Source organism: Salmonella sp. SJTUF14076, from assembly GCF_015534835.1.
GTDB lineage: Bacteria > Pseudomonadota > Gammaproteobacteria > Enterobacterales > Enterobacteriaceae > Salmonella > Salmonella enterica.
This window is the reverse complement of the sequence record NZ_CP064674.1, coordinates 4,438,361-4,464,709: the sequence shown is the minus strand read 5'-3', so window position 1 is coordinate 4,464,709 and position 26,349 is coordinate 4,438,361. Positions and strand designations below refer to the sequence as shown.

The 26,349-nt window shown below is 54.1% G+C and carries 19 protein-coding genes; 9 read left to right on the top strand and 10 right to left on the bottom strand.

What is annotated here, in order from left to right:
• Position 1 precedes the first annotated feature (1 nt).
• The gene (locus tag HU143_RS21400) at positions 2-1,000 is read right to left on the bottom strand and encodes a hypothetical protein (RefSeq protein ID WP_001621441.1); all 999 of its coding nucleotides are present in this window, start codon (positions 998-1,000) and stop codon (positions 2-4) included.
• Between the two features lie 234 nt (positions 1,001-1,234).
• Positions 1,235-2,359: a hypothetical protein gene (locus tag HU143_RS21395; RefSeq protein WP_023227089.1), complete on the bottom strand. Its 1,125-nt coding sequence runs from the start codon at positions 2,357-2,359 to the stop codon at positions 1,235-1,237.
• 135 nt (positions 2,360-2,494) lie between these two features.
• On the opposite strand from HU143_RS21395, the gene HU143_RS21390 reads away from it, so the two are divergent.
• The 3 genes from HU143_RS21390 to HU143_RS21380 all read left to right on the top strand — a co-directional run bounded on the left by HU143_RS21390 (position 2,495) and on the right by HU143_RS21380 (position 6,657).
• Complete coding sequence (locus tag HU143_RS21390) at positions 2,495-4,051, top strand: bifunctional metallophosphatase/5'-nucleotidase (protein WP_000865261.1); 1,557 nt, start codon at positions 2,495-2,497, stop codon at positions 4,049-4,051.
• 264 nt (positions 4,052-4,315) lie between these two features.
• The gene (locus tag HU143_RS21385) at positions 4,316-5,554 is read left to right on the top strand and encodes a serine hydroxymethyltransferase (protein WP_023227090.1); all 1,239 of its coding nucleotides are present in this window, start codon (positions 4,316-4,318) and stop codon (positions 5,552-5,554) included.
• Positions 5,551-6,657 carry an alanine racemase gene (locus HU143_RS21380; RefSeq protein ID WP_023227091.1) on the top strand — a complete coding sequence of 369 codons (1,107 nt, stop codon included), beginning with the start codon at positions 5,551-5,553 and terminating at the stop codon, positions 6,655-6,657. The genes HU143_RS21385 and HU143_RS21380 overlap by 4 nt, the downstream gene beginning before the upstream one ends.
• Here the strand turns inward: HU143_RS21380 and HU143_RS21375 are convergent.
• Positions 6,602-8,083, bottom strand: coding sequence for a PLP-dependent aminotransferase family protein (locus HU143_RS21375; protein ID WP_023227092.1), 1,482 nt, complete (start codon positions 8,081-8,083; stop codon positions 6,602-6,604). The two genes, HU143_RS21380 and HU143_RS21375, sit on opposite strands and share 56 nt — an antisense overlap.
• A gap of 278 nt (positions 8,084-8,361) precedes the next feature.
• Here HU143_RS21375 and metF point away from each other — a divergent pair, with 278 nt between their 5' ends.
• Both metF and katG read left to right on the top strand, forming a co-directional pair.
• Positions 8,362-9,252 (top strand): methylenetetrahydrofolate reductase, encoded by an 891-nt coding sequence (metF, locus tag HU143_RS21370; protein ID WP_000007508.1) that lies wholly within the window; start codon positions 8,362-8,364, stop codon positions 9,250-9,252.
• 164 nt (positions 9,253-9,416) lie between these two features.
• A complete protein-coding gene (gene katG, locus HU143_RS21365; RefSeq protein ID WP_023227093.1) occupies positions 9,417-11,597 on the top strand; it encodes a catalase/peroxidase HPI in 2,181 nt (726 codons plus the stop codon).
• A gap of 57 nt (positions 11,598-11,654) precedes the next feature.
• Here the strand turns inward: katG and HU143_RS21360 are convergent, their stop codons facing one another.
• The 6 genes from HU143_RS21360 to ppc all read right to left on the bottom strand — a co-directional run bounded on the left by HU143_RS21360 (position 11,655) and on the right by ppc (position 20,161).
• On the bottom strand, positions 11,655-12,278 hold the full coding sequence (locus tag HU143_RS21360) for a DUF1287 domain-containing protein (RefSeq protein WP_000666688.1): 624 nt from the start codon (positions 12,276-12,278) through the stop codon (positions 11,655-11,657).
• A 258-nt stretch (positions 12,279-12,536) separates the two neighbouring features.
• Entirely contained in the window at positions 12,537-13,640 is a 1,104-nt protein-coding gene (gldA, locus tag HU143_RS21355) for a bifunctional L-1,2-propanediol dehydrogenase/glycerol dehydrogenase (protein WP_000374031.1), read from the bottom strand.
• 11 nt (positions 13,641-13,651) lie between these two features.
• The gene (gene fsa / locus HU143_RS21350; protein WP_000424866.1) at positions 13,652-14,314 is read right to left on the bottom strand and encodes a fructose-6-phosphate aldolase; all 663 of its coding nucleotides are present in this window, start codon (positions 14,312-14,314) and stop codon (positions 13,652-13,654) included.
• A gap of 254 nt (positions 14,315-14,568) precedes the next feature.
• Entirely contained in the window at positions 14,569-15,405 is an 837-nt protein-coding gene (locus tag HU143_RS21345) for a helix-turn-helix transcriptional regulator (RefSeq protein WP_000274595.1), read from the bottom strand.
• 160 nt (positions 15,406-15,565) lie between these two features.
• A complete protein-coding gene (locus HU143_RS21340) occupies positions 15,566-17,299 on the bottom strand; it encodes a phosphoethanolamine transferase CptA (RefSeq protein WP_001192092.1) in 1,734 nt (577 codons plus the stop codon).
• 210 nt (positions 17,300-17,509) lie between these two features.
• Positions 17,510-20,161 carry a phosphoenolpyruvate carboxylase gene (ppc, locus tag HU143_RS21335; RefSeq protein WP_064441826.1) on the bottom strand — a complete coding sequence of 884 codons (2,652 nt, stop codon included), beginning with the start codon at positions 20,159-20,161 and terminating at the stop codon, positions 17,510-17,512.
• Positions 20,162-20,688: 527 nt separating this feature from the next.
• Between ppc and HU143_RS21330 the strand changes: the two genes are divergently transcribed.
• Complete coding sequence (locus tag HU143_RS21330) at positions 20,689-21,675, top strand: IS110 family transposase (protein ID WP_023226548.1); 987 nt, start codon at positions 20,689-20,691, stop codon at positions 21,673-21,675.
• A gap of 65 nt (positions 21,676-21,740) precedes the next feature.
• Here HU143_RS21330 and argE read toward each other — a convergent pair whose 3' ends face one another.
• On the bottom strand, positions 21,741-22,892 hold the full coding sequence (argE, locus tag HU143_RS21325; protein ID WP_000800208.1) for an acetylornithine deacetylase: 1,152 nt from the start codon (positions 22,890-22,892) through the stop codon (positions 21,741-21,743).
• Between the two features lie 88 nt (positions 22,893-22,980).
• On the opposite strand from argE, the gene argC reads away from it, so the two are divergent.
• The 3 genes from argC to argH all read left to right on the top strand — a co-directional run bounded on the left by argC (position 22,981) and on the right by argH (position 26,263).
• Positions 22,981-23,985: an N-acetyl-gamma-glutamyl-phosphate reductase gene (argC, locus tag HU143_RS21320; protein ID WP_000935336.1), complete on the top strand. Its 1,005-nt coding sequence runs from the start codon at positions 22,981-22,983 to the stop codon at positions 23,983-23,985.
• A 7-nt stretch (positions 23,986-23,992) separates the two neighbouring features.
• Positions 23,993-24,769 carry an acetylglutamate kinase gene (gene argB, locus HU143_RS21315; RefSeq protein ID WP_001575262.1) on the top strand — a complete coding sequence of 259 codons (777 nt, stop codon included), beginning with the start codon at positions 23,993-23,995 and terminating at the stop codon, positions 24,767-24,769.
• A 117-nt stretch (positions 24,770-24,886) separates the two neighbouring features.
• Entirely contained in the window at positions 24,887-26,263 is a 1,377-nt protein-coding gene (argH, locus tag HU143_RS21310) for an argininosuccinate lyase (protein WP_051129331.1), read from the top strand.
• Positions 26,264-26,349: the final 86 nt, after the last annotated feature.

Sequence of the window (26,349 nt, the reverse complement as noted above, 5' to 3'; positions counted from 1 at the left end):
TTTATCCTCTGTCAGCAGTATCCGCGGTATTAGCGGTAATAAAACGGTTCATTTTTGCCTGGATAATCGCCGCGCCGACGGGTGGCAGCAGTAACGCCCAGAATAGTGTCCAGCCGGTTCGTATTCCGCCATCTTCGTTTTTATTCGCCAGCAGAGCGCGGATTTCGTCGCTAAGCGTCAGACACAATATGGCTGTGCCAAACGGCATAATTGCTGACAGCCATCCCGCGCCACATGCGGTCATGAGTCGGGGCGAAGGCGCCACAAATTGCATTTCCCGGTGAATTCTGAAGAACCAATAAATAATATAAAATGGAATGAAAAAGGCCAATAATGCGACGACAACGGGTTCTGCGCACTCAGGTCGCTGGGTTGATGAGAACCTTTTGGGCGGTGCAATATAGAAAAGTTCTTTTTTGAGCGGTAATAGTAGCAAAAATGCGATAACCGCTAAAGTAATCGCGATTATTCCTATATAAGGAATTGAGTATATAAATATAGACAGACAGCTAGCGATGATAAATTTGAACAGTAAGCAGAGGCTAAATAAAATAACAAATGTCTGTGTACTGCCGATAGCGCTGAAAAGCAGCATGGGGACTAACAGCGTTACGATCCCCACACCCAGACTAATTAAAAACTGCGCTATGATAAGCCTGACTACGTCAGACGGGCCATTTACGCAGAAGGAACAGACCACGCTAATGATTAACAGGAGCGCAACAAAGTAGAAGGGGTAACAATTTTTTATACGGCAGACAAACCAGCTGGCAACCATACCCAGGAGGTATCCCAGTTGGCCGCAAACGAGAATAACACCAATACGATCGGCTGGAATAGACAGTGATTTACTCCAAAAATAAACACCATACGACGATCCCAGCGAACTGATAAAAGAGAGCACCAAAAAGAAAAAAGTGATCCCCCAGAATTGATAGCTACTCAGGAGATCGGCGCAGGTCCATTTTTTATCTGACATTGACGGTAAAGTAATTTCCATATTTATCCCTTGTTTTCCATAGAAAATAAGAATGTATAGAACTATTTAAATTGATAATAAATATTGATTATGTGAATAACGTTTATAGCCGATTTTAACTTAAAACGAAGGGCCATTTTATCAAATAGTTCTATTCTTTTTCAGCGTATAAAAGCAGGATGTGAGGTGATTAAATCTATAGCGCCTTCTGAATGATAATCTGTGATTTTTTATGCGTGGCATTACATCATTGGGTTAAATGTGATTCCATTGTGAGTTATATTTTTCCGTCAGCAAATACAGAATTTGCGTGACGCGTTTGGCGGAATAGTGGGCGCTTTGCTGGAATTCAGGTTGTTGCCATAGCCAGGTAACAAAGCGGCGACTGGCCGCCAGATTAACGGCGACACCTTGTTCTAAGTGGGAACCGGTTAACGAACAGACCATTTTGCGGTTGTGACCTTGCCCCCAGAGTTGCCACTGATTTTGCCACCATCCCTGCCATGTTTTGCCTAACAGTTGCCACTCTGCGCGGCAATCGTCATCGTTTATCTCTTCCTCAACGAACCACAGCGAGGAGAGACGCTGGCGAAACCGCTCCGCCCATGCCGTAATGACCGCGCCGCGCAAAAAACACTCATGGGCAATGATGTGTGTCGTGACATCAGGAAAGCGGTTTTTCAGCACCCGAAAATGACCATGCGCCGTAATGACCGGGCGAAGTATTGTCCCTTGCGCGTTACGTTTAAGCGCCGCCGGGCCATACTGAATCTCATCGAACTGACTGCGCTGTAAAAATTGCCGTTCTTTAATGGCGATACGGTGAATAATATCGCCATTCTCACCCTCGGGCGGCGCAATTCCTTTCCAGTGGTAATGCAAACTCTTTCCGGCAGAAAGTAACGTAAAATTGCTGGAAAGGTGAAGAACATTGCCGCGAACAGCGTCAAAACTGAATAAAAAGTACAATTGTTGGAAGGCATTCGCTCCCTGAAACGGTACGAGCAGCGGAATACTGCAAATCTGTTCCGGCGTTTCGGCGACATTCAGCGCGTGCTGTTTTGGCGTCCAGACCTTCTTACAGTACTGGCACTGAAGTCGCTGCGTTCCGCCGGGATTACGTCCATAACGAATCCATGTTTTTTGATAGCAGTCGGGGCAAAAGTGACCATGCTCTTTGGCATATTGCGCGATATAAGCAGACGCCCAGCGGCGAAATTCCACCTCGTTGAAGAGCGGCGGATAACTGCCGCAGGCTCGACAATGCAATGCCGGATAACCCAGGCGATAGTCCGGCCACACATAATCCGGCGAGTCAGGCAGCCCAAGATTGCGACAACCAGCGCTTTTGCAGGCATTAATGGTGAACAGAGGCGGCATACATTTTACCAACGATTTTGGCAGGTCGTTGATTCTGCCTTCATAAAACGGTACGCGGGTGTGAGGACTCTCACATAAAAAAACCTTTCAGAATGTAACGTAGCGAATCTTTATATGACTGAAAGGGACTTATTTATGAAAGTAAAACTGCTTGCTGCCGGTATTTTGTTCACGCTGCCGTTCTGGGCCTGCGCCAAAGATGTCACCATTATTTACACCAACGATCTACACGCTCATGTGGAGCCTTATAAAGTGCCGTGGATTGCTGACGGTAAACGCGATATTGGCGGTTGGGCCAATATCACTACGCTGGTGAAGCAGGAAAAAGCCAAAAATAAGGCGACGTGGTTTTTTGATGCCGGAGATTACTTTACCGGACCGTATATCAGCAGCCTGACGAAGGGTAAAGCGATTATCGATATTTTGAATACCATGCAGTATGACGCTGCCACTATCGGTAATCATGAGTTCGATCATGGCTGGGACAATACATTGTTGCAACTGAGCCGGGCAAAATTCCCTATCGTGCAGGGCAATATTTTTTATGAGGACAGCAGTAAATCCTTCTGGGATAAGCCGTACACCATTGTTGAAAAAGATGGCGTCAAGATTGGCGTGATCGGCTTACACGGTGTCTTTGCTTTTAATGATACGGTTTCTGCCGCGACGCGCGTGGGCATTGAGGCACGCGATGAAATTAAGTGGCTGCAACGTTACATTGATGAACTTAAAGGTAAAGTCGATCTGACCGTGGCGCTGATTCACGAAGGTACCCCGGCCCGCCAGTCCAGCATGGGGAATACCGATGTGCGACGCGCGCTGGATAAAGATATTCAGACCGCAAGTCAGGTAAAAGGGCTGGATATTTTGATTACCGGCCACGCGCATGTCGGTACGCCGGAACCGATTAAAGTCGGCAATACGCTGATCCTCTCAACGGACAGCGGCGGCATTGATGTCGGCAAACTGGTGCTGGACTACCAGGAAAAGCCGCATCAGTTTACCGTGAAGAACTTCGAGCTGAAGACCATTTTTGCTGATGAGTGGAAGCCAGATCCGCAAACGAAACAGGTGATCGACGGCTGGAACAAAAAGCTCGATAAAGTCGTGCAGCAGACGGTGGCGCAATCGCCGGTTGAGCTGACCCGCGCGTATGGCGAATCGTCGTCGCTGGGGAATCTGGCGGCGGATGCGCTGCTTTTTACGGCGGGGAAAGACACCCAGTTAGCGCTTACTAACTCTGGCGGTATCCGCAACGAAATCCCGGCTGGCGCGGTGACGATGGGGGCGGTAATCAGTACCTTCCCGTTCCCTAATGAACTGGTCACGATGGATTTAACCGGTAAACAATTGCGCAGCCTGATGGAGCATGGCGCCGGCTTAAGCAACGGCGTATTGCAGGTGTCTAAAGGGCTGGAGATGAAGTATGACAGCAGCAAACCTGTCGGCCAGCGGGTTACCGTGCTGACGCTCAATGGCAAGCCGATTGACGATGCTACGGTTTATCACATCGCTACCAACAGCTTCCTTGCCGACGGCGGCGACGGTTTTGCGGCATTCACGGAAGGCCAGGCGCGGAACACCTCCGGCGGCTACTATGTGTCGAATGCGATAGTTGATTACTTTAAGGCGGGCAACACCATCACGGATGAGCAACTCAAAGGGATGCGCGTTGCGGATGTGAAGAAGTAAGGGGTTACTTGCCTGTGCGCAATGGCCTTTAGCGCATTCAGGCCGGACGACGGTATGTCTGGCCTGGATCATTCGTGGGCCGCGGATATCAACCGTCTGGCGCAGCGCCTGTAATTTTGCCGGGTTACGCGCCGCGTGCCCGGCATGTTTCTGCCGAAATTTCCCCCTCTGTCCGGTGGTCTGCGTCCTGCGTAAAAAGTGGCGGGGTGCGGGGGAAACTTTCCCTGCGAAAATCATCGCATGATGAATTTTCGGGGGAACCGCATGATAAACAACGATCCGCTTTTTGATCTGCTTAACAAAGAGCAACAGCGCCAGCAGCACTCGCTGGAACTGATTGCCTCGGAGAATTTCGCCAGCCCTGCCGTTCTTGCGGCACAAGGGTCGGTATTAACCAATAAATACGCCGAAGGTTATTACCAGCACCGCTACTACGGCGGCTGTAAGTTCATTGATGAGGTTGAGATGCTGGCGATAACCCGCGCGCAGCAACTTTTCGGCGCGCGTTACGTTAACGTGCAGCCTCACTCCGGCAGCCAGGCGAATCAGGCGGTATATCTGGCGCTGCTGAAACCCGGCGACAAAATTCTGGGCATGAGCCTGCAATGCGGCGGCCATCTCACTCACGGCTCGCCGGTCAATCAATCCGGCAAATGGTTTAACGCCTTTCACTATGGCGTCGATGCGCATAGCGGTCTTATTGATATGGATGAGGTCGAGACGATCGCGAAGCGTGAGCGCCCGCGGCTGATTATCGCCGGGGGATCGGCCTACCCACGACACTATGATTTTGCCCGCTTTCGCCGCATTGCCGATGCCGTCGGCGCGATACTGCTGGTAGATATGGCGCATTTTGCCGGGCTGGTGGCGGGCGGCTGTTTCCCCTCGCCGCTGGCGTATGCCGATGTAATTACCACCACCACGCATAAAACGTTGCGCGGGCCGCGTGGCGGCATGATTCTGACCAACGACGCCCGGCTGGCAAAAAAAATCGACAGCGCCATCTTTCCCGGCTTGCAGGGCGGGCCGTTGATGCACGTTATCGCGGCTAAAGCGGTGGCGCTTGGCGAAGCGCTACAGCCTGAATTTAAACGTTACGCCGGGCAGGTAATCGAAAATGCGCAAGCGATGTGTCAGCAACTGGCGCAGCGCGGCCTGACGCTGTTAACGGGCGGCACCGACTGCCATCTGGGCATTATCGACCTGCGCCCGCAGGGGTTAACCGGCGCTCAGGTGGAATACTTTCTCGAACTGGCGGGGATCACGGTCAATAAAAACATGCTGCCAGGCGATCCACAGCCGCCGTCGATTACCTCCGGGATTCGCATTGGCAGCGCAGCCTGCGCCACCCGCGGAATGAATGCCGATGATTTCGCGCTGATCGCGGACTGGATCAGTGAAATTATTTTTGCCATCAAGACGCCGAATATTACAGATATTTGCGCCGATATTCGGCAAAAAGTGACTAAATTAACCACCAACTATCCGTTGCCTTACCAATGATGAAACTTGCTGAAATTCAGGCGGCGTGCGGCGTTCTTTGTGTAGATCTCGCCGCTGTCGTTGACAATTATCAAACGCTGGCGCGCCATGTCGCCCCCGCGCAATGCGGCGCAGTACTGAAAGCCAATGGCTATGGTCTGGGGGCGGAGGCGATTGCGCCAGCCCTGTATGCGGCCAATTGCCGGATCTTTTTTGTCGCGCAACTTTCTGAAGGGGTGGCGCTACGTAAAATCCTGTCGGCTGACGCGATGGTGGTGTTGCTTAATGGCGTCATGCCGCAGGCGATGCCGTTTTGTTGCGCGCAACAGATCACGCCGTTGCTGAATTCCGTTGACCAGGTGATGGCGTGGCTGGCGCTACAGGAGGCGCGGTCGCAGCGGCGTCCGGTTTTGATCCAGCTTGATTCCGGCATGTCGCGGCTGGGGGTGACGCCGGAGCAACTGGCGCGGCTGGCCGCGATTTTTCGCCAGCGTGGCTGGGCTGCGCCAGACTATATCATCAGCCATCTGGCGAACGCCGACAGGCCGGATCATGCGTTAAATGCCTATCAGCATACGCTACTCCAGCAGGCAAAAGAGGCATTCCCAACCAGCCGTTATTCGCTGGCAAATTCCTGCGGTATGTTTCTGCATCCGGCCTGGCGGGAAGATCTCTGCCGTCCGGGCGTTGCGCTGTTCGGCGTCGCCCAGCCGTGGTTTTCAACGCCGTTAAAACCGGCATTTACGCTGACGCTGAGCATTCTGCGTGTGCAAGACGTGCCAGTTGGGACGCCGATTGGCTACGGCAGTACGGTTACTACCACTCGCCCGCTGCATATCGCCACGGTATCCGCCGGATACGCTGATGGGATTCCACGTAACTTGCGTCCTCCGGCGGGCGTGTGCTGGCGCGGGGTTCGGTTACCGGTATTGGGACGGGTTTGCATGGACAGCTTTATGGTGGACGCCAGCGCCATCATGCCAACGCCTGGCGATGTTGTGGAGTTTATTGGCGTGAGTCAGACGCTGGAAGAGGTTGCCGCCGCCTGCGATACCATCCCTTATGAGATTATGACCCGGCTTGGCGGGCGTTTTCGGCGCATAATGCAGCCCGCAGAAGCTTGACTCCATTTTCAATCTCGTAGGGGGTAAACGCGGCGAATCCCAGCAGCCAGCCCGTGGGCGCGGGGTGCGTCAGCCAGAACTGGCGCATCCCGGCGATGTTTAACCCGGCCCGCCGCGCGGCGTTAAGGGTCTGTTGTTCGTCAATACCTTCATGCAGCCAGCAGGGCATTTGTAATCCTCCGGGCGTCACGACCGGCGTCACCCAGTCACTAAGATGCTGATTGATGGCCTGCGCCAGGCACGCCTGCCGCACCGCGTACATACTGCGCATGGTGCGGATATGGGCGGCAAAATGGCCGGATGCGATAAATCGCGCCAGCGTCAATTGGGTCAACGCGGGCGTTGCGCCATCAAGCAAATTGCGCGCAGCGGCAAAATGCGCGGCCAGCGACTCAGGCACCACCAGATAACCAATGCGCAGACCGGGGTAGAGCGTTTTGCTGAAGGTGCCGACATACAGGGTGCGCTGCTCGCGATCTAACCCCTGCATACAGGCGACGGGCGCGCCGTTGTAGTGAAATTCACTGTCGTAGTCATCTTCGATAATCCAGGCATTATGCGTCCGCGCCCAGTCAATCAGGGCATGACGCCGCGCCAGAGAGAGCAAATGACCGGAGGGAAACTGGTGCGACGGCGTAACGTAAACCAGCGGCGCAGGCGGCAGTTTATCCACCCGAATACCGTCTCTATCGACTTCAATGGGAAGAAGGTTGAGCTGTGCGGCAGAGAATGCCTGACGTGCGCCGGGATAGCCTGGATTTTCCATCACCACCGACTGTCCGGCCTCTGCCAGCAGTTGCCCGCATAGCCAGAATGCCTGACGCGCGCCACTGACAATCACAATCTGCTGCGCGTCGACCTTCGCGCCGCGTTCAAAATTGAGATAATGAGCAATTTGCTGGCGCAGTTCCGGCTCTCCCTGCGGATCGCCATGCAGCATTAGCGTATGCGCCCGCTCGCGCTGGATCTGGCGGGCAAAATTCTGCCAAATGGTTTGCGGGAAGTTTCGCGTTTCCGCAAGGCCGAGCGTAAACGTCTGCACTCGGCGGGCATCGAAAGATACGGCGCGATCGGCAATCGTCTGCCAGCGGGCGCTAAGTGTGGGCGTCTGGCGAGGCGATGGCGGCAGGCTGTGCTGCCCCTGAATATGCGGAATCCCCTGGCGGCTGGCGAAACTCCCGGCCCCTTGCCTGCGGGTCATAAAGCCGTCGCGCTGAAGCTGGGAATAGGCATTTTCAACCGTATCTCTGGACAGGCGAAGCTGCTGCGCCAGCGCGCGAGCGGACGGCAGTTTTGCGCCATCGACCAGCGCGCCGGAAATGACCAACTGACGAAAAGCGTGGTACAGGCGCAGATGCAGCGGCAGGTTACGCCACACTTGCGCGTCGATCATGATATGTATCGACTCGAAATTCGCTGTGTTCATCTTCTGGTTCCCCCGTCCCTGCGTCGCCAAAGCCGTTGAATCATATCATTTACGCCTTATTTTTTATGTGTTGAAGAACACCCGGAACCGTATGAAGAAGGTATTGCTCAAGATGATGGAGAATGAAGTTTTTTCATCTTTGCTGAATATTCCTCATTCTTTGGCGTGATTTTTCAGTTGACGTCCTTCCGCTTTTCCGTCATTTTTACATCTGGACGTCTAAACGGATAGATGTTTACAACACAACAAATAATAACATGCGATTGATGAGGTAAGGTATGAGCTTTTTTCACGCCAACCAGCGGGAAGCCCTGAATCAGAGCCTGGCGGAAGTACAGGGTCAGATTAACGTTTCGTTTGAATTTTTCCCGCCGCGCACCAGTGAAATGGAGCAAACCCTGTGGAACTCCATCGATCGCCTGAGCAGTCTGAAACCGAAGTTTGTTTCGGTAACGTATGGCGCCAACTCAGGGGAACGCGACCGCACCCATAGCGTTATTAAAGGCATTAAAGAGCGTACTGGGCTTGAGGCCGCGCCGCACCTTACCTGTATTGACGCCACGCGCGATGAACTGCGCACCATCGCCCGCGACTACTGGAATAACGGTATCCGCCACATTGTCGCTTTGCGCGGCGATTTGCCGCCGGGCAGCGGTAAGCCGGAGATGTACGCCGCCGATCTGGTTGGTTTGCTCAAAGAGGTGGCCGATTTCGATATTTCAGTAGCGGCCTATCCGGAGGTACATCCGGAAGCGAAAAGCGCGCAGGCCGATCTGCTTAATCTGAAGCGTAAAGTGGATGCTGGCGCTAACCGCGCGATAACCCAATTTTTCTTCGATGTGGAAAGCTACCTGCGTTTTCGTGACCGCTGTGTTTCCGCCGGTATCGACGTAGAAATTATTCCCGGCATTTTACCGGTGTCTAACTTTAAACAGGCGAAAAAATTTGCCGATATGACCAATGTCCGCATTCCGTCCTGGATGTCACTGATGTTTGAGGGGCTGGATAATGACGCAGAAACCCGCAAGCTGGTGGGCGCTAACATTGCGATGGACATGGTGAAAATTTTAAGCCGTGAAGGAGTGAAGGATTTCCACTTCTACACGTTGAATCGTGCGGAAATGAGTTATGCCATTTGCCACACACTGGGCGTAAGACCGGGTTTATAACCTCCAGCTCCCTGCCGGGAGCTTTATTACACCTCATATTGATCTACATCTCTGTAACTAAAAATATAAAAGGTATTAGCTATCGAATCTGTGGATTAATTCAACTATATCTATTTGCTCCTGGTGTATATCGTAACGGTAACACTTTAAAAGGGAGCTGAGATATGAGCACGACCGACGATACCCATAACACGTTATCCACTGGAAAATGTCCTTTCCATCAGGGGGGGCATGACCGAAGCGCAGGCGCAGGGACTGCCAGCCGCGACTGGTGGCCGAACCAGCTTCGCGTGGATCTTTTGAATCAACATTCCAACCGTTCTAACCCGCTGGGTGAAGACTTTGACTACCGCAAAGAGTTTAGCAAGTTAGACTACTCCGCCCTGAAAGGGGATCTCAAGGCGCTGCTGACCGATTCACAACCGTGGTGGCCCGCCGACTGGGGCAGCTATGTCGGTTTGTTTATTCGTATGGCCTGGCATGGCGCTGGCACCTACCGTTCTATTGATGGTCGTGGCGGCGCGGGTCGTGGTCAACAGCGTTTTGCGCCGCTTAACTCCTGGCCGGATAACGTCAGCCTGGATAAGGCGCGTCGTTTGTTGTGGCCGATTAAGCAGAAATATGGCCAGAAAATTTCCTGGGCCGACCTGTTTATTCTGGCGGGTAACGTGGCGCTGGAAAACTCCGGCTTCCGTACCTTCGGTTTCGGCGCCGGGCGTGAAGATGTCTGGGAACCGGATCTGGATGTGAACTGGGGCGATGAAAAAGCCTGGTTGACTCACCGACACCCTGAAGCGCTGGCAAAAGCGCCGCTGGGCGCGACCGAGATGGGCCTTATCTACGTTAACCCGGAAGGGCCGGATCACAGCGGCGAACCACTTTCTGCCGCCGCCGCTATTCGCGCTACCTTTGGCAATATGGGGATGAACGACGAAGAAACCGTGGCGTTGATCGCTGGCGGGCATACCCTCGGTAAAACCCACGGCGCGGCAGCGGCATCCCATGTAGGGGCCGATCCGGAAGCCGCGCCGATTGAAGCGCAGGGCTTAGGTTGGGCCAGCAGCTATGGTAGCGGCGTTGGCGCGGATGCTATCACCTCCGGGCTGGAAGTGGTCTGGACGCAGACGCCGACCCAGTGGAGCAACTATTTCTTCGAGAACCTGTTCAAATATGAGTGGGTACAAACCCGTAGTCCGGCTGGCGCTATCCAGTTTGAAGCGGTAGACGCGCCGGACATCATCCCGGACCCGTTCGATCCGTCGAAAAAACGTAAGCCAACCATGCTGGTCACCGACCTGACGCTGCGTTTTGATCCGGAGTTCGAGAAGATTTCCCGTCGTTTCCTTAACGATCCGCAGGCCTTTAATGAAGCCTTTGCTCGTGCCTGGTTCAAACTGACGCACAGAGATATGGGACCAAAAGCGCGTTACATCGGACCGGAAGTGCCGAAAGAAGATCTGATCTGGCAGGACCCGTTGCCGCAACCGCTCTACCAGCCAACGCAGGAAGACATTATCAACCTGAAAGCGGCGATCGCTGCATCCGGGCTTTCTATTAGCGAGATGGTTTCGGTTGCCTGGGCATCCGCGTCTACTTTCCGCGGCGGCGATAAGCGTGGCGGCGCTAACGGCGCGCGTCTGGCATTAGCGCCTCAGCGCGACTGGGATGTCAACGCCGTTGCGGCTCGTGTTCTGCCGGTATTAGAAGAGATCCAGAAAACGACGAATAAAGCTTCGCTGGCCGATATTATTGTGCTGGCGGGCGTGGTCGGTATCGAGCAGGCGGCCGCTGCTGCGGGTGTCAGCATCAGTGTACCTTTTGCGCCGGGCCGGGTGGATGCGCGTCAGGATCAGACCGACATCGAGATGTTCTCGCTGCTTGAACCGATTGCCGATGGATTCCGTAACTATCGTGCGCGTCTGGATGTGTCGACGACCGAATCGCTGTTGATTGATAAAGCGCAGCAGTTAACGTTGACCGCGCCGGAAATGACGGTACTGGTTGGCGGGATGCGTGTGCTGGGAACCAACTTTGACGGCAGCCAGAACGGTGTCTTTACCGACAGACCGGGCGTGCTCAGCACAGACTTCTTCGCTAATCTGCTGGATATGCGTTACGAGTGGAAACCGACCGACGAATCTAATGAGCTGTTCGAAGGCCGGGATCGTCTGACTGGCGAGGTGAAATACACGGCGACCCGCGCCGATCTGGTGTTTGGTTCCAACTCCGTACTGCGCGCGCTGGCGGAAGTTTACGCGTGTAGCGATGCGCACGAGAAGTTTGTGAAGGACTTCGTCACGGCATGGGTGAAAGTGATGAACCTGGACCGTTTCGATCTGCAATAATCTGACAGGTTAATTCGTCAGCGGCTGCTATTCGGTAGTCGCTGACGTTTTCCGCGTTTAATGCGAAAAATAACGAAAGTGCCCCGTTACTTTCCAGTTAAATAATACATCTTCCTCCTGTGCTCCCGCGCCTATGTTATGCACAACCAGCGGCACCCCTTCAGGCGTGACGTTCAGGGATACCACGCCAATATGCGCAAGGCCGTTATCCAGTCGCCAGGAGACAATATCTCCCGGTTGATAATCGCTATATTTATCTGTCACCGGCAACGCTTTGTTGTGGCGCTGGAACCAGGTTTCCAGATTCGGAACGCGGCGATGGTCGATATTGCTGTCCGGGCGTTTCAGCTTCCAGTTATTCGGGTAGGCAGAGAAATGCGCCTGCATGTCTTCATGTACCCGTTTCTGTAAATCAACCTGCTGACTGCGCAGCGCGCGGATGACGACATCTGCACATACGCCACGCTCCAGCGGAAGATCGCCATTCGGATAATCCAGACGAACATAGGCAGCATCATAAAATAGCGTCTTACCTATTTGCGTCCCGGCACTTTGGGCGATTGCAGCATTAGTTTGCGCCTGAACGGTTATTGGTCTGGTATCAGAGCGTGGCGAATGATGAGAGATATGGCTAATAAAAAAAGCAGCAAGAATACCGATAAGCGCCTGTGCGAATTTCATCTTCTTCGTCCGTGAAGTGTGTCAGTACGTCATTTGACTTTCCGCGGAGAGAATGGTGCGTGATAAAAAAGTCTATTTCAGGACAAAATGGACTGATTCCAGGCTATGGAATACCTGATGATGGCGCTTCGCTTACCCGGCCTGGATGATTGGATAACAAGGCCAGATAAGGTGCCTGTGTCGACATTCGGCAAATGAATTCTGTTGTGTCAGCAAGCTGAAATACTCCTGACTATCGTCAGGAGTATTGCTCAGACCTTATTCCCATTCCTGCAAGAAGCGTTGACCGTACTGGTCGGCGACCAGCAGCGCGGCGTACACTTCATCCGGCGTTGCGCCGCCAGGCATGTTATGAATAGTTTCACCTTCTGCGCAGGAGGCTTCCGCGACGGTGCGCATCTTGGCCGGAATATCCTGTTTAATATCCAGTTGCGCCAGCGTAATCGGCAGGCCAACGGAATGGCACAGCGCCGCAACGGTTTCGATTTCTTCGACTGGCGCGTTTTCCAGCACCAGTTGCGTCAGCGTACCGAAAGCGACCTTCTCACCGTGATAATAGTGGTGCGCATCCGGAATCGCCGTTAAACCGTTATGAATCGCGTGCGCTGCGGCCAGACCGCCGCTTTCAAAACCGACCCCGCTCAGGTAGGTGTTGGCTTCGATGACGCGCTCCAGCGCTGGCGTGACGACGTGCTGTTCGGCGGCCAACATGGCTTTTTCGCCTTCTTCGATCAGCGTGTTATAGCATAGCTCCGCCAGCGCCAGCGCGGCCTGTGTACACTTGCCGCCCGCCATTGTGGTGGCGCCGCTGCGTGAGCAGGCGCGCGCTTCAAACCAGGTCGCCAGCGCATCGCCGATACCGGCTGCCAGCAGACGCGCCGGCGCGCCCGCCACTATCTGCGTATCGACAATAACCATATTCGGGTTATGCGGCAGCAGCAGATAACGGTCAAACTCACCGGCATCGGTATAAATAACCGAGAGTGCGCTGCACGGTGCGTCGGTAGAGGCGATGGTCGGCGCGATAGCGACCGGGACGTTCATAAAGTGCGCCAGCGCTTTGGCAGTATCCAGCGTTTTACCGCCGCCGATACCCAGTACGGCGCCACACTGACTTTTTTCGGCGACGGCGCGCAGCCTGTCGATCTCATTTTGCGAACATTCGCCGCCAAACGGGGCGATTTCTACTGACAAACCGGCATCCGTCAGGCTTTTGCGCAGCGTCTCTTCGGCAAATCCCAGCACGAATTTATCGCCCACAACCAGCCAGTTGTTCGCCATTGGTTTTAAATAATCGCCAAGACGCGCGATGACGTTTGCACCCTGAATATACTTACCTGGTGACTGAATAATGCGATCCATACATTTCTCTCCTACAGGTTCAGATTACCAAAAGCGTTTTTCCAGTCTTGCTCAAACTTCTCTATTGCCGACTCTACCGCAGGCGTATTGAGCATTTGTTGCGCTACATCTAAAGGAAGGGTAATCGCCTGGCAACCTGCCAGTAAGCAATCCAGCGCCTGCCGCGGCGTTTTAAAGCTGGCCGCCAGTACCATGCTGTCGGGCGCGTGATGTTCCAGTAGCGTTTGCAGCTCCTGAACCATACGAATGCCATCGCCGCCCTGCGCATCAACGCGGTTGACGTAGGGAGCGACATATTTTGCGCCCGCCAGCGCCGCCAGCAGGCCCTGCGATGCGCTGTAGACGGCGGTGCCCAGCGTCACGATGCCTTCTTTTTTCAGCAATTTAATCGCTGCAAGACCTTCGGCGGTCACCGGAATTTTAACCACAATGCCGGGGATGGCGTTATTCAGTCGTTTGGCTTCTTCCACCATCCCTTTCGCGTCGCGGCTCATGGTCTGCGCAAATAAAGTGCCTTCTTCGCCGATGGCGTTTTGCAGCCTGGGCAGCACATCCCAGATAGATTCTTTGCTGGCTGCCACAATGCTTGGATTGGTGGTGACGCCGGCAATCGGGAAAATGCGCGCCAGACGTTCAACTTCCGCCACGTTAGCGGTATCCAGATAGAGTTCCATAGTCTTTCTCTTCGTGAGTTTTCGTTATGGACAGGATAAAGGAGCGTGCCCCGGATGCGCTATGTGACAAATCTGCCAAAAACTGGACAAATGTGATGCTCTTGGTAAAGTGTGATTTACTTCACAAGTTGGTGATGGTTAACGTATAACGTGCTGTTGTATGCCATGTGGGGGAGTGAGGTTTTTGCATTGATATTACAATAATCCAGTAAATGCGCGTTTTATCTACTGTATTCTCTTTACTGGCGTGTGGATTATTTTTCCGTTAGCTGGCTGTGATACTGGCGGCGATACTCCGACGGCGAACGTTCCGTATTTTTGCGAAACAGGCGGCAGAAATAGTTACTGTCGACAAAGCCGCAGCGGTGCGCCACCTCTTTCACTTTCAGGTCATAGCCCTTCAGCAACGTTTTGGCGTGTTCCAGTCGCGTATGGTTCAGGTATTCGTTAAAGCCGATGGCCCCCGTTTTCTGGAACAGGTGCGAGAGGTAATTTGGCGAGATATAAAACGCCTGTGCTACCGATTCACGCGTCAACGGCGCGGCGTAGCGTTCATCAATATACTCCCGAATGGCTTCAAAAAGCGCGCGGCTGCGGGAGGCGGTCTGGATTTGGCTGCCGAGCAGATCGCGGCAATGGCTTAGTAGGCTGGCGACAATCAATCTGGCCGTTTGCTGCTCTTGCGGCTGCATCTGCATCTCATTAAGCGTTTGTAACAGGAAAGAGCCGATACGCGGGCCACGGCGCGCAACGTGCTGTTTCGTGAGGTTTTGATGCTGCTGACCATCCCAGTGGACTACGCTGAAACCTAACTGCTGTTTGCCAAACAGAATGCTCAGGGTGGTGACGGGCGTTTGCCACTGCGGGATGTTCCAGCCGCCAGCCGGAACGTAGAGAACATCGCAAGGAATGAGCGGGGCGGTAATGCTCATGTCAGTAAGCTCGCCCTCCAGCACAATCTCCAGCCGCGGAAAATCCACCTGGTACGCCAGTTCCGGCGCTGGGCCGCTGGCACTGGCAAAATAAATCTGGCGCAGCGGCAGCGGGCCGTTGATGAGACGGGAGAGAAGGTGGCTGACGTCGTGATACATGATAATCCCCTGCCGATCGCAAACAGAGGAAACAGTAACGTCGAAAACCGATGTCCTCAAGCGATTATTGCCGGATGGCGGCGCTTTGCGCCTTATCCGGACTACGGGAGAGAAGCACGCCAGGCCCGATAAGCGTTAGCGTTATCGGGCAGCATATAGGCTATTGATTACCGACCTGATCGCCATACGGCAACGTATCATAATCAATCAGCGCGTTTTTCTTATACGGGTTGCCAATCCAGCGCGTGGTCTCTTTGAACTGCGGGTTGGTGATGGAACGCGTCGGGTCGTAGCCATCATAGGTCAGGCCCGCTAAGTCAGACCAGGTATGGATAAGCTCGGAACTGCTGTACTTACGATCGACATCCTGTGAGAAGTCGCGCGGATGCGCTGCCTGCCATTTCTCTGAGGTCCACAGCAGGAACGGCACCGTATACATATGACGGGTTGGCGAATCTTCGTTTCGTCCCTGCGTCTTATGCGGCGGCGTGTCATACACTTCTTCACCGTGGTCGGAGAAGTAGAGCAGGAAACCGTTCGGATCGGTCGCTTTATAGTCCTTAATCAGGCTGGCGACAACATAGTCGTTATACAGGTTCGCGTTGTCGTAATCGTTATACGATTCCAGTTCGTCGCTGCTTAATCCCGGCGGAACATGGTCGGTTTTACCATCAAACTTGCCCTGGTTTTCTGGATAGCGGAACTTGTATTTAATGTGCGTTCCCAGCAGATGCACAATAATGAATTTTTTCGGCGCCGGGTCGGCTAACACCGCTTTAAACGGCGCCAGCACGTTGCTGTCATATTCGCGCGCGCTTTGAGTGCGCTGCTGGTTCATATAGAACTGCTTATCAGTCTGCTTAGAGAACACGGTCAGCATGGTATTACGCGCCGTCATCGTCTGCTGGTTAGTGATCCAGAAGGTTTTATACCCGGCCTGTTTCATCATATTCATCAGCGATGGCTTCGTCAGATACCAGTCCGGGTTCTTTTCGTCCGCGAACGTTAGCGCCTGTTGCAGGATCTCAATGGTGTACGGTCGCGAAGTTACCACATTATTAAACACGGTCAGCCCGGGGTCGGTTTTATGCAGCGCGTCCAGTTCCGGCGTGGTTTCGCGCGGATAACCGTACAGACTCATACGGCCACGCTGGGTCGATTCGCCAATCACCAGTACCAGTGTGCGCGGCGCATCGCCGGAGTGGTCCTGGAAGTTAGCCAGCGGCGGCAGGGCATCGTTTTCATTCAGCAGTTTATTCAGCGAGGCGAGCTGTAAACGGTACTGATAGTAGCCAGTAATAAATTGCCACGGCGCGGCGGGTTCCATTCGTGACGCCAGGCTATCCAGCGTTTTCTCCATCGACTTATGCTTGATAAAGGTATTCATCGCGATGGGATGGAGGATCAGCCCGTACAGCAGGGCAAACGACACCAGATAACGCCAGGGCGATGGAATATAAACCGGGCGCAGACGTGTCCACAGCAAAATCGCCGCCACCGTATAAGCCAGCGCGACAAGAACAATTTTCAGACTGAAATATTGGCTTAAATATTCGCTGGCTTCATTGGCGTTGGTTTCAAACATCACAAACAGCACGCTTTGCGAGAACTCCTGCCCGTAGATTACGTAATAGCTCAGCGCCGCCAGCGAGGCGGCCCAGAGTACGACGCCAATAACGGCAGCAATAACCCGGATGCGGCCTGGAAACAGAAAGACCGGGATCAGCCACAGTGAGCTGTACAGTAGCGAATCCCGCAGACCGTTTGTCCCGCTGTATCCGGTGAGATAAATAATGGCCTGCAGGAGGGTGGAAAAGAACCAAAAGTAGAGCAGTGCCCAGCCCAGGGCTTTCCAGCTAAACGCGGGTTTAGTCTGGAGTAATGTGGATTGCATAATGAGAGCCTGTCTTTAATCGTAGCGCCAAACGTAACGCCTGAACCTTAAAAGAATCTGAAGCAAACCTGCTTTATGCCGCACGTTTTGCTAAGAAAGATTTACAAATGCATAAAATGCAGACAGGAATATATTGAAAAAATGACGAGGATGACAGCAGTATTTCATGCCGCCCCCACATAACTGCGTGAGAGCGGCTCTCTTTTTGCGTTAGCCGGTGTTGCGCATACCGGCGGCGACGCCCGCAATCGTGACCATCAACGCCTGTTCGACGCGAGGATCGGGCGATTTGCCCTGCTCTTCAGTCAGACGGGAACGATACAGCAACTCGGCCTGCAACACGTTTAATGGATCGGTATAAACGTTTCTTAACTGAATGGACTCCGCAATCCACGGTAAGTCGGCCATCAGGTGAGAATCGTTGGCAATCGCCAGCACCACTTTAATGTCTTCTTCCAGCAGGTCTCGTAGCTCTTTGCCCAGCGGCCATAGCGTTTTCGCCACCAGACGCTGATCGTAATAGTCGGCCAGCCACAGGTCGGCTTTCGAGAACACCATTTCCAGCATCCCAAGACGCGTGGAGAAGAACGGCCAGTCGCGGCACATGGCTTCCAGTTCGCTTTGTTTACCGTCTTCCACCACTTTTTGCAGCGCAGTACCCGCGCCCAGCCAGGCTGGCAGCATCAGGCGGTTTTGCGTCCAGGCGAAGATCCACGGAATCGCGCGCAGCGATTCGACGCCGCCAGTTGGACGACGTTTCGCCGGACGTGAGCCGAGCGGCAATTTGCCCAACTCTTGCTCCGGCGTCGCGGAGCGGAAGTACGGTACAAAGTATTTATTTTCGCGCACGTAGCCGCGGTAGGTTTCACAGGAGATGACGGAAAGCTCATCCATAATATGACGCCAGCTGTCTTTCGGTTCCGGCGGCGGCAGCAGGTTTGCTTCCAGAATTGCGCTGGTGTAGAGCGAAAGGCTGCTGACGGTGACTTCCGGCAGGCCGTATTTGAAGCGGATCATCTCGCCCTGCTCGGTCACGCGCAGACCGCCTTTCAGACTGCCTGGCGGTTGCGAAAGCAGCGCCGCGTGGGCTGGCGCGCCGCCACGGCCAATAGAGCCGCCGCGGCCGTGGAAGAGAGTGAGCTCGATGCCGGCTTTTTCACAGGTTTTGATCAGGGCGTCCTGCGCCTGATACTGCGCCCATGACGCGGCCATAACGCCGGCGTCTTTCGCCGAGTCGGAGTAGCCGATCATGACCATCTGCTTACCCTGAATCAGTCCGCGATACCAGTCGATATTCAACAACTGGGTCATCACGTCGTCGGCATTGTTCAGGTCGTCGAGGGTTTCAAACAGCGGCGCGACCGGCATGGCAAAGCCGATACCAGCCTCTTTCAGCAGCAGATGCACAGCCAGCACATCAGACGGCGTTTTCGCCATTGAAATCACGTAGGCGGCGATCGACCCCTTTGGTGCTTCGGCAATAACCTTGCAGGTTTCAAGCACTTCGCGGGTATCGTTGCTCGGCTCCCAGTTACGCGGCAGCAGCGGACGTTTGGAGTTCAGCTCGCGGATCAGGAAGGCCTGCTTGTCGGCTTCCGACCAGCTTTCGTAGTCGCCAATACCGAGGTAGCGGGTAATTTCGCCCAGCGCTTCGGTATGGCGGGTGCTCTCCTGACGGATATCAATACGCACCAGCGGTACGCCGAAACACTTCACGCGGCGGAGCGTGTCGAGTAACTCGCCGTTGGCGATAATGCCCATGCCGCAGGCCTGTAACGACTGGTAGCAGGCGTACAGAGGTTCCCAGAGCTGCTCGTTTTGCGTCAGCAGGCCAGCCGGTTTGGGCAGCTTCTCGCCTTTCAGACGCGCTTCCAGCCAGGACTGGGTCGCCATCAGACGGGCGCGTAATTTTTTCATCAGGTAGCGATACGGCTCAGACGCGCCTTCTTCGCCCACTAATGCCAGCAGCTCCGGCGTGGCGTCGACCATCGACAGTTCTGATACCAGAACATGAATGTCTTTCAGGAACAGATCGGTGGCTTTCCAGCGGCTTAACAAGAGCACGTGGCGGGTGATATCCGCCGTCACGTTCGGGTTGCCGTCACGGTCGCCGCCCATCCAGGAGGTAAAACGTACCGGCACAAAATCCACCGGCAATTTGTAGCCGAGATTTTCTTCCAGCTGTTCGTTCAGTTCACGCAGATAGTTAGGTACGCCCTGCCACAGGCTGTTCTCAACCACGGCGAAGCCCCATTTGGCTTCATCCACCGGGCTTGGACGCTGCTTGCGGATCTCATCCGTATGCCAGGATTGGGCAATCAACTGGCGCAGGCGACGCATCACCTGGTGGCGTTCGTAGTCGGCGATATCGGTATTATCAAGCTGTTTCAGACAGTTATTGATTTCACCCATCTTGTGAATAAGCGTACGGCGGGTAATTTCTGTCGGGTGGGCGGTTAGCACCAACTCCAGCGACAGCGACTCTACCGCTTTTTTGATGGTTGCGTCGTTGAGGTCCGGTTGGTTTTTCAGTTTGCGCAGAGTGCGGGCAATCACTTCCGGGTTGCTGGCGGCTTCGCCTTTTGGCGAAATGCTGTGGTATTGCTCGGCAGTATTGGCCAGGTTCAGGAACTGACTAAACGCGCGCGCAACTGGCAGCAGCTCGTCATTAGACAAATTTTGTAGCGTGGTGAGCAGCTCCTGGCGATTAGCTTCATTGCCGGCGCGTGAAGATTTGGATAGCTTACGGATTGTTTCTACGCGATCAAGAATGTGTTCTCCCAGCGCATCCTTGATGGTTTCTCCCAGCACCTTGCCGAGCATACTGACATTACTACGCAACGCGGAATATTGTTCGTTCATATGACCCCAGACACCCCATCTTTAATGTAATTGCCCTGTCTCTTTCATGCCACAGCGGCAGTGGCTGCGCTCGCCCGTATGCCAGTTCTGCGGAATGGGCTCGTTTGCCGCCTTGCTGTGACGTGAAATTTTTCGGACTTTGCTTTTTAGCCGTCTTTTATAAAGCCACGTAAAACCCGTGGCGTCAATTACTGCGAAATCGGTTCAGCAAACGAAAAAATGGCGGTAATTTATTAAAGTTAATTCGCATCGTGCCAAATAAGAAATGCTTATGAACATGTGGCGTAGAGATGCCGGATGGCGCTGCGCTTATCCGGCCTTGTATCCTGAACAGATAGCTGATTAGCTGTCAGCTATCTGAAACGGGAGAAGCTTGTATCCGGCCTGAAGACTCTGAGCTTCCGATGTAGCTTAAGCCTCCCGTTTCACCTTTCACGTCACTCAAAATCCGAACGGTAACCAGAAGCGTTGACTTCGTATGTACAAGGCTGGAATGGCGTGTTGGCTCAGGTGAAAGGAGGTGTTCTGTGTGTACTCTCGGTATTGATGTCAGTAAAAATAAAATCGATCTTTGTCTGCTTACTGCCGGCCCCGGCGGTAAAAAAAAGCACAAGGTTCTGACTAACGAACCCGCCGTTGCCCGTAAAGTTATCGACTGGCTGAACGCACAAAAATGTGTTCCTGAAAGCGTGACTGTCGTACTGGAAGCGACGGGTATTTACCATGAAAATCTGGCGTATGGCCTGCATGAGGCCGGTGTCAGCGTCTGCATGGCCAACCCCTGTCGTGTCCGCGAATTTGCCCACGGGATGGATATCCTCAACAAGAATGATGCTGTCGATGCCTTCGTGCTGGCCTGTTATGGCGAGCTGAAGTCCCCGGCTGTCTGGGTTCCTCCTTCGCCTGAAGTACGTAAGCTGAGGGCATTGCTGCGCCAGCGGGATGCGCTGAGAGAGGATGTACAGCGTACGGTGAACCGGCTGGAAAAAGCGAATTCCACATCCACACCACAGGAGGTCATCCGTTCACTTGAGCGAACAAAGAGCTGGCTGAACGAGGAACTGGCCCGGATAGAGAAGCTGATAACCGATCATACGGATAACGATCCGGGGCTGAAGGCTGATCTCGAGTTACTGAAATCAATCAAGGGAGTGAAAGATCAGGTCGGGCGGGAGATGCTGGCGTTGCTGAAAGACGGGACGTTCAAAAGCGCCTCACAGGTGGCGGCCTATCTGGGACTGACACCGGTAGAGAAAACGTCGGGGAGCTCAGTGCGTGGCAGACCACATATGTCAAAAACAGGACCGTCAGGAGTGCGGGCTAAGCTGTACGTTGCAGCGCTGACCGCGAGCCGCTGGAACAAACAGGCGAAGGCTATCTATGAAAGGCTGGTCGCAAAGGGCAAGGCGAAGAAAGCCGCGCTGGGAGCTGTGATGCGCAAACTGGTACATTTATGCTTCGGCGTGTTGAAAACGCGGCTTCCGTGGGATGAAAATTATGTAGCTACCGCTTGACGTTCAAGACGGTAGCTACAAGACGGGGGAGGCCCGGTAAACATCGCGTCACCGGGCAATATGCATTAATGCCAGCAAAAATGGTGTACTACCTGGGTAATCAATTCCCGGGTTGGCTTAATAAAACGCGTTTCGAGATATTCATCCGGCTGATGCGCCTGATTAATTGAGCCCGGACCAAGCACCAGCGTTGGGCATAATGTCTGCATAAACGGCGCTTCAGTACAGTAGTTCACCACGTCGGTTTTTGTTCCCAACAGTTTTTCTACTACTTCAACCAGTTGGTGGTCCGGTGGACACTCGTAACCTGGAATCGGCGGATGTAATTCCGCCACCGTCAGGCGGCCCGGCCAGCGTTCGCTTACCGGGGCCAGCGCGTCGTTAAGCAGTCCATTAAGGTCGTTTAACGTCATGCCCGGCAGTGGACGAATATCCATATGCAATTCGCAGCAGGCGCAGATACGGTTTGAGGCATCGCCGCCGTGGATATGGCCCAGATTCAGCGTTGGATACGGAACGGTAAACGCCTCGTAGTGATACCGCGCTTTCAGCGAGTCACGCAGTTGCATGATATGGCCAATCGCATCGTGCATCAGTTCAATGGCGTTAACCCCACGCGCCGGGTCGCTGGAATGACCGGACTGCCCCAGGACGCGAACGACATTAGAGATATGCCCTTTGTGCGCGCGTATCGGTTGCAACGACGTCGGTTCGCCAATGATCGCGCAGTCCGGACGTAATGCCGTGGTTTCGGAAAAATAACGCGCCCCCGCCATGCTGGTCTCTTCATCGGCGGTCGCCAGAATGTAGAGCGGCTTTTTCAACTTTGTGACGTCAACGTCACGTAGCGCGTCCAGAATAAAAGCGAAGAAGCCTTTCATATCCGCAGTGCCCAGGCCATAGAGCTTATTGTCATGCTCGGTCAGCGTGAACGGGTCGCGCGTCCAGCGTCCGTCATCAAAGGGAACCGTGTCGGTATGGCCGGTCAGCAGCAAACCGCCCGCGCCATGTCCGGTGCTGGCGAGCATATTAAATTTGTTTCGCGTTCCTGGAACCGGTTGAACCTCTACGTTGAAACCAAGATCGCTGAACCAGCCTGCAAGCAAAGTGATTAAAGACGCATTACTTTGATCCAGGGATTCTTCGGTTGCGCTTATCGACGGTGTGGCAATCAAAGCGCGGTAAATCTCGATAAATGGCGGTAAAACGTTTTTCATTGTTGACACACCTCAGGTCATGATAGTATCAATATTCATGCATTAATTATGAATAAAAATACATTAACGTTGAGCATAAAGGAACCCGATGTTGAATACGCTGATTGTAGGCGCTAGCGGTTATGCGGGCGCAGAGCTTGTAAGCTACGTAAATCGCCACCCACATATGACCATAACCGCTTTGACCGTCTCAGCGCAAAGCAATGATGCAGGAAAGTTAATTTCTGATTTACATCCGCAGTTAAAAGGGATTGTCGACCTGCCATTGCAACCGATGTCGGATGTACGTGACTTTAGCGCAGATGTTGATGTGGTGTTCCTGGCGACAGCGCATGAAGTGAGCCACGATCTGGCGCCGCAATTTTTACAGGCCGGATGCGTCGTATTCGATCTTTCCGGCGCGTTTCGGGTAAACGATCGCGCCTTCTATGAAAAGTATTACGGATTTACTCATCAGTATCCTGAGCTGCTGGAGCAGGCGGTGTACGGTCTGGCGGAGTGGAATGCCGATAAACTGAACACGGCGAATCTGATTGCGGTTCCTGGTTGCTATCCAACCGCAGCGCAGTTGTCGCTAAAACCGCTGATTGACGGCGGGCTTCTGGATCTGACGCAGTGGCCGGTAATTAATGCCACCAGCGGGGTGAGCGGCGCGGGGCGCAAAGCGGCAATTTCGAACAGTTTCTGTGAAGTGAGTCTGCAACCGTATGGCGTGTTTACGCATCGTCATCAGCCGGAAATCGCCGTCCATCTGGGCGCGGAGGTCATCTTCACCCCGCATCTGGGGAATTTCCCGCGCGGGATTCTGGAAACCATTACCTGCCGCCTGAAAGCGGGAGTAACCCATGCGCAGGTCGCCGACGTGTTGCAAAAAGCCTATGGCGACAAACCGCTGGTGCGCCTGTATGACAAAGGCGTTCCGGCGTTAAAGAACGTCGTCGGGCTGCCGTTCTGCGATATTGGTTTTGCCGTCCAGGGCGAACATCTGATTGTGGTGGCAACCGAAGACAACTTGTTGAAAGGCGCAGCGGCGCAGGCGGTGCAGTGCGCTAATATTCGTTTTGGCTTCGCTGAAACGCAGTCTCTTATTTAAGGGTGAAATGATGAATCCATTAATTATCAAGCTGGGTGGCGTATTACTGGATAGCGAAGAGGCTCTGGAACGTCTTTTTACCGCGCTGGTCAACTATCGTGAGTCCCATCAGCGTCCGCTGGTGATTGTTCACGGCGGCGGTTGCGTGGTGGATGAGCTGATGAAAGGGCTTAATTTGCCAGTGAAAAAGAAAGACGGCCTGCGCGTGACGCCTGCCGATCAGATTGGCATCATTACCGGCGCGCTGGCGGGAACCGCTAACAAGACTCTGCTGGCCTGGGCGAAGAAACACCATATCGCCTCTGTTGGTCTGTTTCTGGGCGATGGCGACAGCGTAAACGTGACCCAACTCGATGAAGCGTTAGGCCACGTCGGGCTGGCGCAGCCGGGGTCGCCGAAGCTGATTAACATGCTGCTGGAAAACGGCTTTCTGCCGGTGGTCAGCTCCATTGGCGTAACAGACGACGGCCAACTGATGAACGTCAACGCCGATCAGGCGGCAACCGCGCTGGCGGCGACGCTGGGGGCCGATCTGATCCTGCTTTCCGACGTGAGCGGTATTCTGGACGGCAAAGGCCAGCGTATCGCCGAAATGACGGCGTCCAAAGCCGAGCAGCTTATCGACCAGGGCATTATTACCGACGGGATGATTGTGAAAGTGAATGCGGCTCTCGATGCTGCGCGGGCGCTGGGGCGCCCGGTGGATATCGCTTCCTGGCGTCATGCGGAGCAACTGCCGGCGCTGTTTAACGGCACGCCGATTGGCACGCGTATTCTGGCTTAACTATTTGTTCGCCTGATGGCGGCTGCGCCTTATCGGGCCTACGTGAACAGAAATTATAGGCCGGATAAGCGTAGCGCCATCCGGCAGTGAAATTCGAAGAATTTAAGGAAGTCTATTATGGCACTTTGGGGTGGGCGTTTTACACAGGCGGCAGACCAGCGGTTTAAACAATTCAATGATTCGTTGCGCTTCGATTACCGTCTGGCAGAGCAGGATATTGTCGGTTCTGTGGCCTGGTCCAAAGCATTGGTCACGGTAGGCGTACTGACTGCCGATGAGCAACGACAGTTGGAAGAAGCGCTGAACGTGCTGCTGGAAGAGGTTCGCGCGAATCCGCAGCAAATCCTGCAAAGCGATGCGGAAGATATCCATAGTTGGGCGGAAGGTAAACTCATCGACAAAGTGGGTCAGTTGGGTAAAAAGCTGCACACCGGGCGCAGCCGTAACGATCAGGTGGCGACGGACCTGAAACTGTGGTGCAAAGAGACGGTGAGGGAACTGCTTACCGCTAACCGCCAGCTACAGAGCGCGCTGGTGGAAACCGCGCAGGCGAACCAGGACGCGGTAATGCCGGGATATACCCATCTGCAACGCGCGCAGCCAGTGACTTTCGCCCACTGGTGTCTCGCGTATGTCGAAATGCTGGCGCGCGATGAAAGCCGCCTGCAGGACACGCTTAAACGTCTGGACGTGAGTCCGCTAGGCTGCGGCGCGTTGGCGGGAACGGCCTATGAAATTGACCGTGAACAATTGGCAGGCTGGCTGGGCTTTACGTCTGCGACCCGCAACAGCCTGGACAGCGTGTCCGATCGTGACCACGTACTGGAACTGCTTTCTGATGCGGCTATCGGCATGGTGCATCTGTCACGCTTCGCGGAAGATCTGATTTTCTTTAATTCTGGTGAAGCGGGTTTTGTAGAGCTTTCTGACCGCGTGACTTCCGGTTCATCGTTAATGCCGCAGAAGAAAAACCCGGACGCGCTGGAGCTGATTCGCGGTAAGTGCGGTCGCGTACAAGGGGCGCTAACCGGCATGATGATGACCTTAAAAGGTCTGCCGCTGGCGTACAACAAAGATATGCAGGAAGACAAAGAAGGGCTGTTCGATGCGCTCGATACCTGGCTTGACTGCCTGCATATGGCGGCGTTGGTGCTGGACGGTATTCAGGTGAAACGCCCACGTTGTCAGGACGCGGCGCAACAGGGGTATGCCAACGCCACGGAGCTGGCGGATTACCTGGTCGCGAAAGGCGTGCCGTTCCGCGAAGCGCACCATATTGTCGGCGAAGCGGTGGTAGAAGCCATTCGCCAGGGTAAGCCGCTGGAAGCGTTGCCGCTGGCCGATTTACAGAAATTCAGCCGCGTGATTGGCGACGATGTGTATCCGATATTGTCTTTGCAGTCGTGTCTGGATAAACGGGCGGCAAAAGGCGGCGTTTCTCCGCAGCAGGTGGCGCAGGCCATCGACGATGCCAGGGCGCGCCTCGCGTTGTAGGCCTTATAAGCGCAGCGCTATCAGGTAATACTGCCCGGCCGAGCATCAGCGACGCCGGGCTTTTTTACGCAAAAAAAAGCGGACCA

Bases quoted from the DNA above. Each gene is read 5' to 3' on its own strand.
- HU143_RS21375 (WP_023227092.1), bottom strand. From the start codon at position 8,083: ATGAACACAGCGAATTTCGAGTCGATACATATCATGATCGACGCGCAA.
- argB (WP_001575262.1), top strand. From the start codon at position 23,993: ATGATGAATCCATTAATTATCAAGCTGGGTGGCGTATTACTGGATAGC.
- argE (WP_000800208.1), bottom strand. From the start codon at position 22,892: ATGAAAAACGTTTTACCGCCATTTATCGAGATTTACCGCGCTTTGATT.
- metF (WP_000007508.1), top strand. From the start codon at position 8,362: ATGAGCTTTTTTCACGCCAACCAGCGGGAAGCCCTGAATCAGAGCCTG.
- fsa (WP_000424866.1), bottom strand. From the start codon at position 14,314: ATGGAACTCTATCTGGATACCGCTAACGTGGCGGAAGTTGAACGTCTG.
- HU143_RS21380 (WP_023227091.1), top strand. From the start codon at position 5,551: ATGATGAAACTTGCTGAAATTCAGGCGGCGTGCGGCGTTCTTTGTGTA.
- HU143_RS21385 (WP_023227090.1), top strand. From the start codon at position 4,316: ATGATAAACAACGATCCGCTTTTTGATCTGCTTAACAAAGAGCAACAG.
- HU143_RS21390 (WP_000865261.1), top strand. From the start codon at position 2,495: ATGAAAGTAAAACTGCTTGCTGCCGGTATTTTGTTCACGCTGCCGTTC.
- HU143_RS21345 (WP_000274595.1), bottom strand. From the start codon at position 15,405: ATGTATCACGACGTCAGCCACCTTCTCTCCCGTCTCATCAACGGCCCG.
- argH (WP_051129331.1), top strand. From the start codon at position 24,887: ATGGCACTTTGGGGTGGGCGTTTTACACAGGCGGCAGACCAGCGGTTT.
- katG (WP_023227093.1), top strand. From the start codon at position 9,417: ATGAGCACGACCGACGATACCCATAACACGTTATCCACTGGAAAATGT.
- gldA (WP_000374031.1), bottom strand. From the start codon at position 13,640: ATGGATCGCATTATTCAGTCACCAGGTAAGTATATTCAGGGTGCAAAC.
- ppc (WP_064441826.1), bottom strand. From the start codon at position 20,161: ATGAACGAACAATATTCCGCGTTGCGTAGTAATGTCAGTATGCTCGGC.
- HU143_RS21395 (WP_023227089.1), bottom strand. From the start codon at position 2,359: ATGCCGCCTCTGTTCACCATTAATGCCTGCAAAAGCGCTGGTTGTCGC.
- HU143_RS21340 (WP_001192092.1), bottom strand. From the start codon at position 17,299: ATGCAATCCACATTACTCCAGACTAAACCCGCGTTTAGCTGGAAAGCC.
- argC (WP_000935336.1), top strand. From the start codon at position 22,981: ATGTTGAATACGCTGATTGTAGGCGCTAGCGGTTATGCGGGCGCAGAG.
- HU143_RS21400 (WP_001621441.1), bottom strand. From the start codon at position 1,000: ATGGAAATTACTTTACCGTCAATGTCAGATAAAAAATGGACCTGCGCC.
- HU143_RS21360 (WP_000666688.1), bottom strand. From the start codon at position 12,278: ATGAAATTCGCACAGGCGCTTATCGGTATTCTTGCTGCTTTTTTTATT.